The organism is Halomonas sp. H10-9-1, assembly GCF_040147005.1.
Classification (GTDB): Bacteria; Pseudomonadota; Gammaproteobacteria; order Pseudomonadales; family Halomonadaceae; genus Halomonas.
Window position 1 is genome coordinate 1277784 of sequence record NZ_JAMSHO010000001.1, and the last position, 16027, is coordinate 1293810.

Genomic DNA, 16027 nt, shown 5'->3' on the forward strand with positions numbered 1-16027 from the left:
TTGATCAATATGTAGCCAATTTCAGGCCCAAAGAGGGATCACACTCTCCGGGCCTGAAACTTGAGCACTTCTGATCAGCCCGATGCAACATCCGGGTTAGCCAGGCGCTATTGGCCTTTCTCGCCTTCTGTTGCATGGCCAGTGCGGTCTACGTGCTCAACGACATCATGGACATCGAGGCGGACCGGGCGCACCCCATAAAGTGCCGTCGACCGCTGCCCAGCGGAGCCATCTCGCTGGGCACCGCCAAACGTCTGCTGGCCGGCCTGGTGGTGGGGTCGGTGGTGCTGTCGCTGCTGGTCAGTGGCTGGGTCACGCTGTTCGTGGCGGCCTACTTCGTCATCAATATCTTCTACTCCTGGCACCTCAAGCACGTCGTGATCCTGGACGTGTTCCTGATCTCCTCCGGCTTCATGCTGCGCATCCTGGCCGGCACGGTGGGCCTGGGCATTGCACCGTCCGCCTGGCTGCTGCTGTGTGGCCTGATGGTCACCCTGTTCCTGGGCTTCGCCAAGCGCCGCGCCGAGCTGCTGATGCTGGAGGCCACCGACGGGGCCAACAACGGCCTCACGCGGCGGGTACTGGACGACTACAGCCCCGAGATGCTGGAGCAGTTCATCGCGGTGACCGCCGCCTGCACGATCATCGCCTATGGCCTCTACACGGTCTCCCCGAAGACCGTGGCGATTCACGGCAGTGACGATCTGATCGTGACGCTGCCCTTTGTGGTCTACGGCATCTTCCGCTACCTGTTCCTGCTGCACCGGCGCTCCAAGGGCAATGACACCGCCAAGGACCTGGTGCAGGACCGCCACCTGCTGGTGACGGTGGCCGCCTGGGTGGGCACCACCCTGTGGGTGCTCACATGACCTCGGCGGTGAACCACCTGGAGGGGTGGCGTCTGCGCGCGCTGATCCTCTCCATCGTGGTGGCAACCGCCGGCTACCTGGCGTTCTCCCTGTGGGGCGGCTGGGAAGAGGTCGTGGCTGCCTTCGTCCAGATCGGCCTGCTGGGCACGCTGATCGCCCTGAGCCTGTCCCTGGTGAACTATGGCCTGCGCTTCGGGCGCTGGCAGCTCTACCTGTCGCAGCTGGGCCATCGCGTGCCCTGGTCACCGAGCCTGCGCATCTACTTGAGTGGCTTTGCCCTGACCACCACCCCCGGCAAGGCGGGCGAGGCCTTCCGCGGCGTGCTCCTCAAGCAGCGTGGCGTACCGTTCCCGGCGACCTTCGCCGCCTTCATCAGCGAGCGGCTCTCCGATCTCGTCGCCATCGTGCTGCTCACCCTGGTGGGGCTGGCCCAGTACCCCCAGGCGCGGGGTATTGTGCTCGCCGGGGTGCTGGGCATCGGGGTGGTGCTGGCCTGCCTGTCGAGCCAGACGCTGCTAGACCGGCTGCACCGCTGGGCCTCGGCCCGCCAGGGCAAGCTGATGGCCCTGGTCGCCCATGCCAGCGAGATGCTGGGCGGCGCGCGGCGCTGTCACCGTCCGGGCCTGCTGGGCGTGGCCACCGTGATCAGCGTGGTCGCCTGGGGCGCCGAGGCACTGGCCTTCTACTGGATGCTGGGCTGGCTGGGCGCCGACATCTCGTTGTCATTCGCCATCTTCGTCTACGCGCTGTCGATGCTGGCCGGCGCGCTGAGCTTCCTGCCGGGCGGCCTGGGCGGCGCCGAGGCGGTGATGGTCTCGCTGCTGGTCCTCAAGGGCATGACGATGCCCGCCGCCATCGCGGCGACGGTGTTCATTCGCCTGGCCACGCTGTGGTTTGCCGTGGTGATTGGCCTGGTGGCCCTGATCCGTAGCCGTCACGGGGAAGTCCCGGCGGAGGAGGCTGCATGAGCGCCCCGCGTTCCTGGAACCGCCTGCCACGTGTGGCCCCCGACGCGGTACATGCGCTGACCCAGCGCACGGCGGGCGTGCCGGGCCACCTGCCCAGGCCGCTGCTGGCCCACGGCAACGGGCGCAGCTACGGCGATGTCTGCCTGACCGAACAGGGCACCCTGCTGCTGACTCGCGGGCTCGACCGCTTCATCGAGTTCGACCCGCAGCGCGGCGTCGTGCGCTGTGAGGCGGGCGTGACCCTGGCCGAGGTTCTCGCCCTGGTGGTGCCGCGAGGCTGGTTCCTGCCCAGCACGCCGGGCACGCGCCTGGCCACCGTGGGCGGCGCCGTCGCCAACGACGTGCATGGCAAGAACCACCATGCCGTGGGCAGCTTCGGCCACCATGTGCGTGCCCTGGAACTGTGGCGCAGCGATGGCAGCGTCATCGAGTGCCGACCGGAGGATGACAATGGCTGGTTCTCGGCCACCGTCGGCGGGCTGGGCCTGACCGGGCTGATTCGCTGGGTCGAGCTTCAGCTGATGCCCATCCAGAATCCCTGGATGTGGGTCGAGTCGCAGCGCTTCGCCAACCTGGAGGAGTTCTGGACGCTCAATCGCCGCGCCGAGGCCCGTTGGCCCTACACCGTGGCCTGGATCGACTGTCTGGCCAAGGGCAAGGCCCAGGGCCGGGGCATCCTGCTGGCCGGCCAGCATGCGGCGGCACAGGCCGACCTGCCGACCTTCAAGGAGGGCGGCAAGCGGATTCCCGTCGATCCACCGTTCTCGCTGGTCAATGGCCTGAGCCTGCGCGCCTTCAATACCCTCTACTACCGACAGCCGGTGCGGCCCCAGGGGGCGCTGACTCACTATGTGCCGTACTTCTACCCGCTGGATGCCATTCAGGACTGGAACCGCATCTACGGGCGGCGGGGCTTCTACCAGTATCAGTGCGTGATCCCGCCCCGCGAGGCCGAGGCCGCCACGGCGGCGCTGCTCGACACCATCGCCAGGCGCGGCGAGGGCTCGTTTCTCGCCGTGCTCAAGACCTTCGGGCGCAAGCCGTCGTTGGGCATGCTGTCGTTCCCGCGCCCCGGTACCACCCTGGCCCTGGACTTCCCCAACCGGGGTGACAAGACCCGGCGCCTGTTCGAGGCGCTGGATGCCATCGTGCGTGAAGCCGGTGGCACCCTCTACCCCGGCAAGGACGCCCGCATGCCGGCGAACCTCTTCCAGTCCGGCTTCCCCCAGTGGGAAGCCTTCAGCGAGTACGTCGACCCCGGCTTCTCTTCCCGATTCTGGCAGCGTGTGACCTCATGAACTCCCTAAAGCGTGTGATCCTCTTCGGGGCGACCTCCGCCATTGCCGAGCAGACCGCCCGGCAACTGGTCGCCCAGGGCGCCTCCCTCTACTGCGTGGGGCGCAATCGCGACAAGCTGATGGCCCTGATCGACGACCTCAAGGTACGGGCCAGCAGCCAACAGCGCATCGATGGCTGCGTGGCCGACCTGACCGACAGCGCCCAGCATGCCCACCTCATCGATGCCGCCGAGCACCTGCTGGGCGGCATCGATGGCGTGCTGATCGCCCACGGCACCCTGCCGGACCAGCAGGCCTGCCAGGCGGATACCACCCTGACCCGCCAGGAAATCGAGACCAACGCCCTGAGCGTGATTAACCTGCTCACCCTGCTCGCCAACCGCCTTGAGCAGCAGCAGCGCGGCGTGATCGCCGTGATCAGCTCGGTGGCCGGTGACCGGGGGCGGCAGAGCAACTACGTCTACGGCGCCGCCAAGGGCATGGTTACCCTGTTCCTCCAGGGGCTGCGCAACCGGCTGGCCAAGGCCAACGTCGACGTGGTGACCATCAAGCCCGGCTTCGTGGATACCCCCATGACCGCCGCGTTCGACAAGGGCGGACCGCTATGGGCCAAGCCCGAGCAGATCGCCAAGGGCATCATCACGGCCATGCAGAAGGGCAAGGGCGAGGTGTACCTGCCGTGGTTCTGGTGGGGGATCATGCTGATCATCAAGCATATCCCCGAGGCCATCTTCAAACGGATGTCGCTATGAGCCACAACGACGCCTCCAACGCCCGTCCCGTGGCGTTCTTCGACTTCGACGGCACCCTGACGACCGGCGATACGCTGATGCCGTTTCTCAAGTTCGTCGTCGGCACGCCGACCTACTACGCCAAGCTCGCCTTGGTCAGTCCAGTTCTGGCCGCTTACTTCGCCAAGTTGCTGCGCAACGACATCGCCAAGCAAATCGTGCTCAAGCAGTACCTGGCCGGTTATCACATCGATGATCTCTTCGAACGAGGGCAGCGCTTCAGCGACGAGGTGATCCCCACCATGTTGCGCCCCGAGGGTATGGAACGTCTCCGATGGCACCAGGAGCAGGGCCATGAGTGCGTGCTGGTGAGTGCCTCGATGGACGTTTACCTGAATGCCTGGGCACAGCGAGAGGGCTTCTCCGAGGTGATCTGCACCGCCCTAGAGAAAGATGCCAATGGGCATGTGTCGGGGAGCATCCAGGGAGAGAACTGTCATGGAGAGGAAAAGCTAAGAAGGGTGGTGAAATGGCGATCTAGCCGTAGCCATGGAGAAACGTTTGCCTATGGTGACACATCAGGGGATATTCCCCTGCTTACTTCAGTTGGCAAAGGTTTTATATTAAAAAAATCAGGTGGTTTTTCTGTAGTATAAGGGGTATTTGTTTTCATGAATTATTTTAGAAGTTTTTGGAAGCCTGATTGGAATGTTTTTTTTGGTTGTGTTTTATTTACTAGTGCTGCCATCATTTGGGGTTGGGTTGTAATTTCTCATGACGTTTTTGAAGAGTGGGATGGCGTCATGCACTTTTTTAGCGGCTCTTTTTTCTGGGAGAGTTTTAAATATGAAGGGTGGGCGTCTAATTTCTGGCCGCCGTTGCAGCCCTTAGTGATCTCTTTGGGTGATCCACTTTTTATAGGGAAGTGCGTTGCTGTGCTTGCCGGGTTTGCAACTTTGTTTTTTGCTTACCAGAAATCGCTTGATAACGGGCTAAGTCAAAGAGATTCTTTTTTTGTAGCGTTGCTTGCAGTTACCTCATCTTCTTTTATTTTGGCGTTTTCTGTAGTTGAAAATCATGCTATGGAAACAGGGTTCTCTCTACTTGGTATGATGTTTTTCTCTCTATCTAAAAAAGGGCGTAAGTACTTGGCTCTGTCAGCATTTTGTGTGGCATTGGCCGGACTTACTAGATATACATCATATATATTTGGTTCATCGCATTTTGCCGGGAAACGCGGCACGGATCTTCAGGAAGAAGTACGCCGTGTCGCGGTACCCGTAGGCCATCCGCTTGATGACCTTGATTCGGTTGTTCATACCTTCCAGCACGCTGGTGTTTAGCCGGTGGCGAGCACTGGATACGATGCCATCCAAGTAGGGCTCCAGCTTCTTGGTGAAGCGCACCAAGGCGTCGATACCGCTGCTCAACGCCATACCGGCCCACTCTTGCCAACCGCTGCGTGCCGTCGCCTCGTCCTCGGCAAACCACAGTGTCTTGAGCTGGTCTTTGAGCAGATACACCTTGGTCAGTGAGGCATTGGCGGCCAGCAGTTCCTCCAGCTTCACCGCTTGCTCAGGCTTGAGGTTGTCTTGATTGCGCAGCAGCAGCCAGCGGCTGCCCTTGATCACCTTGCGGGCCGCCTTGTCGTCGCGCAGCTGATTGGCCTGATCGACGCGCACCCGGTCCATCACTTCACGCCCGTACTTGGCCACGACATGGAAGCGGTCGTAGACCACCTCGGCGTTAGGGCACTGGTCCTTCACTTCGAGATCGAAAGACGCGTTCATGTCCATGGCGACGGCCTCGATCTGCTGTCGCGCATCACCCAACCATTCGAAGAACGGGCGGATCGCCTCCCGGGAGCGACCTTCGCCGATCCACACCACCTGCTGGGTGTCGGCACACGCAATCACCGTGGCGTAGCGGTGCCCCTTGTGGAGGGCGAACTCGTCCATCATCAGGCGACGCAGCCGCGTCGGGTCCGGCGCCGGCAGGTCACGCTGTAGGCGCTGCTTATCGATGGCCTTGACGGTATGCCAGTGCAGGCCGACCAAGTCGGCGACATGCCGGATCGGCAGCAACTCGACCAGACGCTCCACCCACTGGCGCAGCGTGGTGGTCACCGGTGAACGACCCGGCAACCAGTCAATGCGCTCGCGTGTCGGGCCGCAGACGGGGCAGCGCAGGCGACGTACCGGCACCTCCAGCTCCACCCGGTAGATCAGCAACGGCGCCTCTCGGACGCGACGGTGATGCACGTCATGGACGAGAAAGCAGGCATGGTCACAGCCGCTGCAGACTGGCGGGATCAGGTCATCAGGCGCCAACTGGAGCCGTAGTGTTTGCTCATCCAGGAATTCGTGATGGGCGACGGTGAAACCTTTCCAGAACAGGCAGAGCGGGGTAGCATCCATGGCAACGGCGGTATCCGTAGGCTGGGGTTTGTGGTGAACATCAGTTTACTCGGATTTACCGCCGTTTCTCTATCCCGCCTCTGCCTAAGGTTGCTTCGCTTTCACGCCAGTCTGCGAAGAACCATATATTTGCCCTGATGCTAGCTGTGATATGCGTTTCAAGATTTAATCGGGAAGGTTTCTTTGATGCATTAGTGTTTTCGAGCGTCTTTGTAGTTGTTTCTTTGCTTTGGTGGGTTCCGAACTATGTGATGAATGGGTCTCCACTAGCGACTTGGCAATATCTCAATGTTGGGTCGAGGATTCATCCTGAAGGGAGTTTGGCTTGGTGGTGGGGTAATCAAGATAATTATGATGGCTTGTCTGGATTAGTAAGAGACTACCCCATTGCTTTCATAGAGAATTTTTTTAAAAATGCTGTTATGGCTGTGGTGCTAACTTTAAAAGGGGTTGCATCGCATGTGTATATCTCAGCATTCTTATGCATTGCGGTGATTTTTTTGTTGGCTAAAAGGTGGCGGTCGTCTATAGATTTTATTATTTTTAATAAGGCAGAAGTTGTGACGGCTGTTGGCTATATTCTTCTATGTACCTGAATCCGTGAGACCAGCCCCCAGAAATGCTTCTAACCTACTGAACTGCATGGCAATATAGCGAATATCGCCATTCACCCAGATAGTGCCATGCCCAACGTCAAGTTCCGTGCCAGTCGCCGCACCCTCACCAGCCACGCCGGGCTGTCCATCATCGGGCAGTGCTTCGAGATCGCTGGCGTCGATAGCATCGACGGGCGCTTCCCCACCACGCTGGGCATGCGCACCAGCGATGTGGTCAAAAGCTACCTGGGCCTGCTGTGTCTGGGCATGAGCGACTATGACGCCATCGAAAACTTCCGCCGCGACAAGCCCTTCCAACAGCTGCTGACCCTGCAAAAGGTGCCGAGCACGGCGACGCTGCGACAGCGGCTGGAGAAACTTGCCGCTAACGACCTGCAGGCGCGCACCGCCACCTGGTCCACGACCCTGCTGTCACTGGTCGAGGCACCGATCACCGCCGAGACGACGCACGTCTGCCTGGACATCGACACCTTCGTCATGGACAACAGCAACTCGAAGAAGGAAGGCGTCTCGCGGACTTACCAGAAGGTCGATGGCTACACCCCGATCGCCGCCTATCTGGGCAACGAAGGGTGGTGCCTGGGTCTGGAACTGCGTCCTGGCAAGCAGCACACCATGAAGGAGAGCAACGCCTTCCTGGAGCGGGTACTGCCTCGCGCCCAAGGCCTGACCGAGCAACCGATCCTGTTACGCGAGGACAGCGGCTTCGACAGCCAGGCGCACCTGGCGCTTCTCGAACAGCAGCGCCAGGTCTTTGCCGACGAGGGGCGCCGGCTCGACTATGTCGTCAAATGGAACCCGCGCGGCTCGGCCACGGCCGATCAGGATACCTGGTTGGCTGTGGCGGCGGACTACTGGGAAGAGCTGCGTCCTGGCAAGCGCCAGGCGCTGTGGACGCAGACCGTCTCGATCCACGACGACAACAAGACCGAATACGTCGTCCAACGCGTGATGCGCCTGGTCGAGCGCACCGCCGATCGCGATGGCCAGTTGCTGCTCGAACCGGACTATGAGTTGGAAGGCTGGTGGACCAGCCTGGACGAGGCGCCGGAGGCGGTGATCAAGCGCTATCAGGCGCATGCCACTCACGAGCAATTCCACAGCGAGATCAAGACGGATCTCGACCTGGAGCGGCTGCCGTCGGGCAAGTTCGCCACCAACGATCTGATCCTGCATCTCGCCCAGCTGGCCTACAACATCCTGCGGCTGATGGGGCAGCTGGGCATGACCGGCGAGCTGAGCCCGGTGCGCCATCCCGCCAAGCGGCGGCGGATCCGCACCGTGCTACAAGAGCTGGTGCATCGTGCGGCGCTCGTGATTCACAAGGCGCGGCAGATCATCCTCGACTTCGGGCAGGACATCGGACGCATGACGGTGTTGAACACCTTGCGAAGCCGCCTGCGCTATCCCCGAGGCACGCCATGCTGATCGTCTGTCGGACAAAGGCACCACGCAGAGGGCTGACGGTCACCGGCAGCCAGCATCACCGTACCCGGCGGGTAGCAATGCATGAGCAAACGGGTCATCGTCGCCGGCCGATGCCGCTATGGTTGGCCATGGCAGATATGCATTCGGCGGTTGAGACGGAATCGGAGGTCAAAAAATGCTCGCTGACGGCGATAGGGAAAGTGTCGACGCCGGCATCACGGATTCAGGATGTAGTCTGGCATTTGTTTTCCATGATGCGCTTCTGCCGGTGATAATGATTTTTACAGTTTTAGTTGGTGTTTTTATTATGAAGAATTTTAGGTATGGAGTGTATGTCATCCTAGTTGCGTCATCGGCAAATGCTTTTGCTTCATACCATAAGGCATCTGAATATTTAAACTTCCAAGATGAAAGAGGTGGGCAGCTTGCTAGCCTCAAAGAAGTTTCAGAGGTTTTGAAAATTGATGATGTTGAAATAGTGTCTTCTACCTGAATCCGTGATGCCGGCGTCGACACTTTCCCTATCGCCGTCAGCGAGCATTTTTTGACCTCCGATTCCGTCTCAACCGCCGAATGCATATCTGCCATGGCCAACCATAGCGGCATCGGCCGGCGACGATGACCCGTTTGCTCATGCATTGCTACCCGCCGGGTACGGTGATGCTGGCTGCCGGTGACCGTCAGCCCTCTGCGTGGTGCCTTTGTCCGACAGACGATCAGCATGGCGTGCCTCGGGGATAGCGCAGGCGGCTTCGCAAGGTGTTCAACACCGTCATGCGTCCGATGTCCTGCCCGAAGTCGAGGATGATCTGCCGCGCCTTGTGAATCACGAGCGCCGCACGATGCACCAGCTCTTGTAGCACGGTGCGGATCCGCCGCCGCTTGGCGGGATGGCGCACCGGGCTCAGCTCGCCGGTCATGCCCAGCTGCCCCATCAGCCGCAGGATGTTGTAGGCCAGCTGGGCGAGATGCAGGATCAGATCGTTGGTGGCGAACTTGCCCGACGGCAGCCGCTCCAGGTCGAGATCCGTCTTGATCTCGCTGTGGAATTGCTCGTGAGTGGCATGCGCCTGATAGCGCTTGATCACCGCCTCCGGCGCCTCGTCCAGGCTGGTCCACCAGCCTTCCAACTCATAGTCCGGTTCGAGCAGCAACTGGCCATCGCGATCGGCGGTGCGCTCGACCAGGCGCATCACGCGTTGGACGACGTATTCGGTCTTGTTGTCGTCGTGGATCGAGACGGTCTGCGTCCACAGCGCCTGGCGCTTGCCAGGACGCAGCTCTTCCCAGTAGTCCGCCGCCACAGCCAACCAGGTATCCTGATCGGCCGTGGCCGAGCCGCGCGGGTTCCATTTGACGACATAGTCGAGCCGGCGCCCCTCGTCGGCAAAGACCTGGCGCTGCTGTTCGAGAAGCGCCAGGTGCGCCTGGCTGTCGAAGCCGCTGTCCTCGCGTAACAGGATCGGTTGCTTGGTCAGGCTTTGGGCGCGAGGCAGTACCCGCTCCAGGAAGGCGTTGCTCTCCTTCATGGTGTGCTGCTTGCCAGGCCGCAGTTCCAGACCCAGGCACCACCCTTCGTTGCCCAGATAGGCGGCGATCGGGGTGTAGCCATCGACCTTCTGGTAGGTCCGCGAGACGCCTTCCTTCTTCGAGTTGCTGTTGTCCATGACGAAGGTGTCGATGTCCAGGCAGACGTGCGTCGTCTCGGCGGTGATCGGTGCTTCGATCAGTGACAGCAGGGTCGTGGACCAGGTGGCGGTGCGCGCCTGCAGGTCGTTGGCGGCAAGTTTCTCCAGCCGCTGTCGCAGCGTCGCCGCGCTCGGCACCTTCTGCAGGGTCAGCAGTTGTTGGAAGGGCTTGTCGCGGCGGAAGTTCTCGACAGCGTCATAGTCGCTCATGCCCAGACACAGCAGGCCCAGGTAGCTCTTGATCACGTCACTGGTGCGCATGCCCAGCGTGGTGGGGAAGCGGCTGTCGATGCTGTCGACGCCAGCGATCTCGAAGCATTGCCCGATGATGGACAGCCCGGCGTGGCTGGTGAGGGTGCGGCGACTGGCGCGGAACTTGACGTTGGGCATGGCACTGTCTGGGTGAATGGCGATATTCGCTATATTGCCATGCAGTTCAGTAGGTTAGAAGCATTCCTGGGGGCCGGTCTCACGGATTCAGGTTCTATTCACCCCTCGAGAGCATTTTATGCTGATTCAGGGTGGATTATGTTTCCGCTTCATGGTGTTTCATCTATTTGTGATGTTGTGGATTATAGTGTTAGTGAGAGGGTCTATAACTATGCTCCCAAAATGCCAGTTAATTTGAATAAAGATGAACTTTCAATATCACATGTTGTGGCAGGGCCACGGCTTAAAAGCATGCACAGCTTTTTGGGTGGTGAAGAGTACCTAGGAGAGGGTTATGATTGCGGTAATTATTTTGTCCGCAGTATATACGAAGACAGTAAAGATGTTTCGGTTTACAAAGTTGTAAATAAATAGGTCGTTTTCTTTACACGCGCCGGCCGCCCCTCCAGGAAGCCCTGGAGAGGCGGTTTTCTGTAAAGAAGCCACGTAAACCTTGGCGTGCACAAAAAACGGGCCTTCTCCCCCCCCCCCCCGCTGCGAGGGGTCTTGGCTGAGCGTTGGGTAGGTCTCAGGAAGGCATGGGGCACCGATGTGAGCCACGCTCACGCGAAGCCCAGGAAGACGGCCAGCGCTCTGTTGACGGCGACCATGGTGCTGTCATCGAGGTGGCCGAAGGCCTCTCCCACCCTCTCTCGCTTCACCGTCATGGGCTTGTCCACCATGATCTGGGAGCGTCGCTGCAGGCCATTCTCGGTGGTGGGCTCCACATCGAGGCGGATCAGTGGGGCATCGACCCGGGTGCTGGAGAGCAACAGCACCGTCACACTGCCGGTGCCGGCAAACTGATCTGACTGGATGATGAGGGCGGGACGCGGCTTCCCGAAGTCACCCGACAGGGCAATGGTCACCAGGTCGCCACGCCTCATGCGTCATACTCGTCGTCGTCCAGGTCCAGGAGAGCGGCATCCATGAAGTCCTGCAGTTCCTGATCCCCGGCGTCGGCGGCCGCGACGGCAGCGCACTGGCGGCGGGCCTCTTCAGCGAAGCCGGGTTGGCGGGTATCCGGCACCCAGATCTGGATCGGGCGCAGCCCGGCCGCTCGCAAGGCGTCACGGTGCCTCTTCACCCGGTTGTTCACGTCATTGGTAGCTACCATGGCGAATTCCCCCCTTGTTTCATGCAACAGAGTAGAGCAATCCTTTGTTACATGCAACACGCTTGTCCGGAGAATGCGCCGTAGGCGGTTCAAGCCCATGGCTATCGCAGTTACCGACAGGGTGAAAGCGAAAGGCGTCGTCGACAGGCCAGCAGCAGGAACATCGGCGCCCCGGCGACCAGATAGAGATGGTAGCAGACCAGGCGCCATACCAGCACCGCGGCAGCGGCCTGTTCTCGCCCGACCACCGGCAGCAGCAGCCCGCCGACGCCCAGCTCGGCCGCTCCCGCACCGCCGGGCAGGAAGCTGAACTGGCTCGCCGCCATGGCCAGCATCTGGGTCAGGAAGGTCCACAGCCACTCGATATCGCCGCCGACGCCGATCACCGCCAGGTAGAGCAGGCTGTAGCGCAGCAGCCAGTGTGCCGTGGTGAGCACCAGCACCGCCAGCAGCGTGGTGAAGGGCAGCGCCAGGGTGGCACCTAGCGCTTGCCGGCACCTGAGCAGGCGTCGGGCCAGCCAGCGTCGACGATAGCCGCTTGGCCAGCGTGCTAGCGGCGTCGCGGGGTAGCGCAGCAGGCGTGGCAGCCAACCCAGCGCCAGGGTGGCGCCAATCACCACCAGGGCCAGCGCGACCAGCGCCATCCGGATCAGCGCCTGGTGGGGCCAGGCTGTCTCGACCAGCAGGGAGTAGGCCACCACGCTCGACAGCATGCACAGGAAGAACAGCAGGTCACAGCCCTGGTCGAGGAGGAAGACCGCGGCCCCCCGCGGGGCCGGCAGGCCGCGCCGGGCCAGCAGCACCAGCAGGGTGGCCGGGCCGCCGCTACCTGCCGGGGTGGCGCACAGGGCGAACTTGGAGGCAAGTTCGATGCCCAGCGCTCCACGCTGGCCGAGTCGCCCCGCACGACCGTCCAGCATCAGGCGTAACCGGGCGGCATTGAGGTTCCAGCACACGAAGGCGACCAGCAGCATCAGGACCAGAATGCCCGGCGGGAAGCGCCGGGCCTCCGCCAGGGCATCCAGCCCGCCCATCCAGGCGGTGATCGGCAGCGGGGCGAGGAGCGCCAGTACGACCAGCAGGCCATGCCATGGTCGCCAGCGCGGCAACTGACGGCGTGGATCAGCCACTTTGGGAGTGCACCTGGTCCTGGCTGCCATGGCGCAACCGTCGATAGTGTCCCAGCAGGTCGCCGATGACCCGCTCCCAGTCGAAGTGGCGTTCGACGTGACGGCGGGCGTGGCGGCCCATGGCCTGCGGGTCGTTGAGGAACAGCTCGCGGGTGGCCCGTGCCATGTCGTCAGGGTCGCGGGGGCGGCACAGGATGCCGGCACCCAGCGGTACATACTCCTTGAGGGCGCCGGCCCGAGCTGCCACGACGGGTAGCCCGCTGGCCATGGCCTCCTGGGCCACCAGGCCGAAGGTTTCGCGGGTGCCGGCGTGGAGCATGGCGTCGGCACTGGCCAGGGCGCTGGCGACCTCGTCGGGCGGGCAGTAGCGTGGCACCACGCTGACGTTGGCGGGAACCCGGACGGGCATGCCCGGGCCCATCAGCAGCAGGTGGTAGTCCGCCCCCAGTCGCCCCAGGGTGGCGAGCAGCACGTCGACGTGCTTCTCTGGGGAGTGGCGCCCGGCGAAGACCAGCAGCCGCTGGTGGTCGCCGAGCCCCAGGCGGCGGCGCAGTGCCGGATCGCGATGGCGTGGGTGGAAGGTCTCCAGATCGACCCCCAGGGGCTGAACCCGCAGATTGGACACGCCCCAGTCGGCCAGGCGCTCGGCCATGGCGGTGCAGGGCGCCAGCACGCTATCGAACTGACCATAGAGCTCGCCCACGTAGCGCTGCAGGCGCAACCGCACGCCGCGCCCCATGCGGTCGCCCATCAACCGCGGCAGGTCGGAGTGGAAGAAGCCCACGCTGGGGACCCCCAGCGCCTGGCCGGCTTCCAGTGCGGCCCAGGCTGTCACGTAGGGGTCGCCGGCCTCGATGAGGTCCGGCGCCATGCCGATCAGGGCCTCGCGCCAGGGCGCGCGGCGTAGCGGAAACCGATAGCCCTGGCCCAGCGGGATGCGCGGCGCGGGAAGGGTATGCACCCCACCCAGCGAGCCGCGCTCCGCACCGGGGACCAGCAGGCTGGTGCGCAGCTCGGAGTGGCGGGCCAGGAGGCGATGCTTGGCCTGTAGGTAGGTGCGAACGCCGCCGCTGGCGGGGGCGTGGAACATGGTGACATCGACGAGGTGCACATGGCCTCCTGACGGTGGGGTTAGCGTCAGGCTAGGGCCACTTTGCGACATTTCGAAGACAGCCGCGTAGTGGGCGGCCATAACGCACCACGGCGGCCCGAGGGCCGCCGTGATGTCGGTCATTGGTCATGGCCGGGATGCGCGGCTCAGTCGGCCGGGCGGGCCACCAGGGAGCGGGTCTCCTCGCGGGCCTCGACCAGCGCCACGCGCAGATGGTCGCCCAGCTTGTAGCGTTCCTCGCTCTCCACCTGGATGCGCCCCTCCTTGTCGTCGATGGCGACCTTGTTGCGCTCGCTGTGCATCATCGGCGCCGGCACGAAGGCGGTGGCGCCGTTGGCGGTCAGGCGCACGCGCATGCCGCCGCGGTTGATCTGGATGACCTCGGCGTCGAAGGTCTCCTGGGCCTCGGCCGCGGGGCTCAGGTAACGCACATAGAGCCAGTCCTTGACGTCGCGTTCGGCCATCCGGTTGAGGCGGCGACGCTCGGTGAGCTGCTCGGTGAGCTCGAGGCTCGCCTCGGCCGGCGCTTGCTCTCCCTTGAGTACCCGCTTGATCAGGCGATGGTTGACCATGTCGCCATACTTGCGGATCGGCGAGGTCCAGGTGGCGTAGGCGGGCAGCCCCAGGCCGAAGTGCGGGCCGGGCTTGGCCGACATGCTGGTGAAGCCCTGGAAGCGGCGCAGCCGGGCGTCGAGCCAGGCATCGTCGCGTCCCTCGAGCTCGCGCTTGAGCTCCTTGTAGCGGGAGAGCTCGGTAAGCGCCTCGCGCTCCACCGCGATCGCCTGGCTGGCCAGGAACTCCTGGGCGGCCTCGGCCTTGTCGTCCTCGAAGGCGCGGTGCACGTTGAAGATGCCGTGGCCCACGTGCTGTGCCAGCAGGTCGGCGCAGCAGGCGTTGGCGGCGATCATCGACTCCTCGATCATGCGATTGGCGATGCGCCGCTCCTCGGTGCGGATATTCAGCACGTTGCCGGCCGCGTCCAGGTCGAAGACGAAGTCGGGACGGTCCTTGAACACCAGGGCGTGCTTGGCGCGCCAGGTGGCACGGGCCTCGGTGAGGTCGCGCAGCGCCTGGAGCTGCTCGCCGATGGCGGCCTCCGGTGCCCAGTCGCCCTGGCCCTCGAGCCAGTCGGATACCCGGTCGTAGGCCAGGCGGGCATGCGACATCGCGGTGGCGGCGAAGAAGCGGTAGTCGCCCAGGCTGCCATCGGCGTTGACGGTGAGCGTGCAGGCCAGCACGGGGCGCTCCTTGCCCTCCCACAGCGAGCAGAGGTCGTCGGCCAGCTGCTCGGGCAGCATGGTGACGTTCTGGCCCGGCAGATAGACGGTGAAGGCGCGGGTGCGTGCCTCGAGGTCGGCGGCATGCCCCTCCTCGACGTAGGCGGTGGGGTCGGCGATGGCCACGCTGAGGTCCCAGCCGCCCGTGGCGCGCGGCACGATGCGCAGCGCATCGTCCATGTCGCGGGTCTTCTCGCTGTCGATGGTGAAGAACGGTTCGGCGGTCAGGTCCACCCGCTCGAGGCCCTCGTCACGCAGCGGCCAGTCGTCTCCGGCGTCCGGGCACTCCTGTTCCAGGGCGTGACGGGCGAGGGTCACGCGCCACGGCACGGCCGGGTCGTCGGCCTTGGCCACCAGTTCGTCGATCTGGGTGAAGAAGCCACGATCGTCGGCCTTGAGGGGGTGGCGGACCAGGCGTGCCACCACCCAGTCGGCATCGCCGATGGTGCTCTCATCGAGGCTGCGCTTGATGCGTGCCTTGAGGACGTTCTTGATGGAGGGGTGGTCGGGCACCACGGCCAGGCGGCCCTCGCGCTTCTGCACCCTGGCGATGAAGCGCTCGAGCCCCTGTTCGATCAGGGTGTCGGGCTCGACGCTCTTCTTCTCGCCCTCCTCGTGAAGCACCGCCGCGACGCGGTCGCCGTGCAGCACCTGCTTCATAGCGGGGGGCGGCACGAAGTAGGAGTCGCCCTCGTCGGTCTCGAGGAAGCCGAAGCCCTTCTCGGTGGCCTTGATCACGCCCTCGACACGAGGGGTGGTGGAGCGAATCTGTTGCTTGAGTTGGGCAAGCAGGGCGTTGTTCTGGAGCATGATCACGAACGTGTGGCGGGGGTAGGCTGGCCACTATACGGATTCCCGCGCGCCGCGCCAAACGTGGCGCGAGGGCACACCATGAATCAGTGGCTTGGAGCAAAACGCAGCTGCCAGTAACGCAGAACGGCGCCTGC

General features: G+C 63.1%; 16 protein-coding genes. 9 read left to right on the forward strand and 7 right to left on the reverse strand.

What is annotated here, in order from left to right; all coding sequences use genetic code 11:
• Positions 1–89 precede the first annotated feature (89 nt).
• Genes NFH66_RS05735 through NFH66_RS05755 form a run of 5 tightly spaced genes read left to right on the forward strand, consistent with a single transcriptional unit; the run spans position 90 to position 4522 of the window.
• On the forward strand, positions 90–869 hold the full coding sequence (locus NFH66_RS05735) for a decaprenyl-phosphate phosphoribosyltransferase (protein ID WP_349611668.1): 780 nt from the start codon (positions 90–92) through the stop codon (positions 867–869).
• Complete coding sequence (locus tag NFH66_RS05740) at positions 866–1837, forward strand: lysylphosphatidylglycerol synthase transmembrane domain-containing protein (RefSeq protein WP_349608576.1); 972 nt, start codon at positions 866–868, stop codon at positions 1835–1837. The genes NFH66_RS05735 and NFH66_RS05740 overlap by 4 nt, the downstream gene beginning before the upstream one ends.
• Entirely contained in the window at positions 1834–3135 is a 1302-nt protein-coding gene (locus tag NFH66_RS05745) for an FAD-binding oxidoreductase (protein ID WP_349608577.1), read from the forward strand. Before NFH66_RS05740 ends, NFH66_RS05745 begins: the two co-directional genes overlap by 4 nt.
• Positions 3132–3887: an SDR family oxidoreductase gene (locus NFH66_RS05750; RefSeq protein WP_349609049.1), complete on the forward strand. Its 756-nt coding sequence runs from the start codon at positions 3132–3134 to the stop codon at positions 3885–3887. The genes NFH66_RS05745 and NFH66_RS05750 overlap by 4 nt, the downstream gene beginning before the upstream one ends.
• A complete protein-coding gene (locus NFH66_RS05755; RefSeq protein WP_349609050.1) occupies positions 3884–4522 on the forward strand; it encodes an HAD-IB family hydrolase in 639 nt (212 codons plus the stop codon). Before NFH66_RS05750 ends, NFH66_RS05755 begins: the two co-directional genes overlap by 4 nt.
• 558 nt (positions 4523–5080) lie before the next feature.
• Here NFH66_RS05755 and NFH66_RS05760 read toward each other — a convergent pair.
• Positions 5081–6283: an ISL3 family transposase gene (locus NFH66_RS05760; RefSeq protein ID WP_349607353.1), complete on the reverse strand. Its 1203-nt coding sequence runs from the start codon at positions 6281–6283 to the stop codon at positions 5081–5083.
• 137 nt (positions 6284–6420) lie between these two features.
• Here NFH66_RS05760 and NFH66_RS05765 point away from each other — a divergent pair, with 137 nt between their 5' ends.
• The 3 genes from NFH66_RS05765 to NFH66_RS05775 all read left to right on the forward strand — a co-directional run bounded on the left by NFH66_RS05765 (position 6421) and on the right by NFH66_RS05775 (position 8821).
• The gene (locus NFH66_RS05765) at positions 6421–6879 is read left to right on the forward strand and encodes a hypothetical protein (protein WP_349609052.1); all 459 of its coding nucleotides are present in this window, start codon (positions 6421–6423) and stop codon (positions 6877–6879) included.
• A gap of 87 nt (positions 6880–6966) precedes the next feature.
• Positions 6967–8328 (forward strand): IS1380 family transposase, encoded by a 1362-nt coding sequence (locus NFH66_RS05770; RefSeq protein WP_349609054.1) that lies wholly within the window; start codon positions 6967–6969, stop codon positions 8326–8328.
• 175 nt (positions 8329–8503) lie between these two features.
• Complete coding sequence (locus tag NFH66_RS05775; RefSeq protein ID WP_349609056.1) at positions 8504–8821, forward strand: hypothetical protein; 318 nt, start codon at positions 8504–8506, stop codon at positions 8819–8821.
• A 223-nt stretch (positions 8822–9044) separates the two neighbouring features.
• Here NFH66_RS05775 and NFH66_RS05780 read toward each other — a convergent pair whose 3' ends face one another.
• Positions 9045–10406, reverse strand: a complete 1362-nt coding sequence (locus NFH66_RS05780; RefSeq protein WP_349609058.1) for an IS1380 family transposase — start codon at positions 10404–10406, stop codon at positions 9045–9047.
• Positions 10407–10418: 12 nt separating this feature from the next.
• On the opposite strand from NFH66_RS05780, the gene NFH66_RS05785 reads away from it, so the two are divergent.
• A complete protein-coding gene (locus NFH66_RS05785; RefSeq protein WP_349609060.1) occupies positions 10419–10820 on the forward strand; it encodes a hypothetical protein in 402 nt (133 codons plus the stop codon).
• 188 nt (positions 10821–11008) lie between these two features.
• Here NFH66_RS05785 and NFH66_RS05790 read toward each other — a convergent pair whose 3' ends face one another.
• The 5 genes from NFH66_RS05790 to NFH66_RS05810 form a co-directional block, all read right to left on the reverse strand.
• The gene (locus NFH66_RS05790; protein ID WP_253026867.1) at positions 11009–11332 is read right to left on the reverse strand and encodes a type II toxin-antitoxin system PemK/MazF family toxin; all 324 of its coding nucleotides are present in this window, start codon (positions 11330–11332) and stop codon (positions 11009–11011) included.
• Positions 11329–11562 carry an antitoxin MazE family protein gene (locus tag NFH66_RS05795; RefSeq protein WP_349609063.1) on the reverse strand — a complete coding sequence of 78 codons (234 nt, stop codon included), beginning with the start codon at positions 11560–11562 and terminating at the stop codon, positions 11329–11331. Before NFH66_RS05795 ends, NFH66_RS05790 begins: the two co-directional genes overlap by 4 nt.
• Positions 11563–11672: 110 nt before the next feature.
• A complete protein-coding gene (gene gpgF, locus NFH66_RS05800; protein WP_349609065.1) occupies positions 11673–12692 on the reverse strand; it encodes a glucosaminyl phosphatidylglycerol flippase in 1020 nt (339 codons plus the stop codon).
• Positions 12685–13803: an N-acetylglucosaminyl phosphatidylglycerol synthase gene (gene gpgS, locus NFH66_RS05805; RefSeq protein WP_349609066.1), complete on the reverse strand. Its 1119-nt coding sequence runs from the start codon at positions 13801–13803 to the stop codon at positions 12685–12687. The genes gpgF and gpgS overlap by 8 nt, the downstream gene beginning before the upstream one ends.
• Positions 13804–13949: 146 nt before the next feature.
• A complete protein-coding gene (locus NFH66_RS05810; protein WP_349609068.1) occupies positions 13950–15890 on the reverse strand; it encodes an exoribonuclease II in 1941 nt (646 codons plus the stop codon).
• Between the last annotated feature and the right edge of the window lie 137 nt (positions 15891–16027).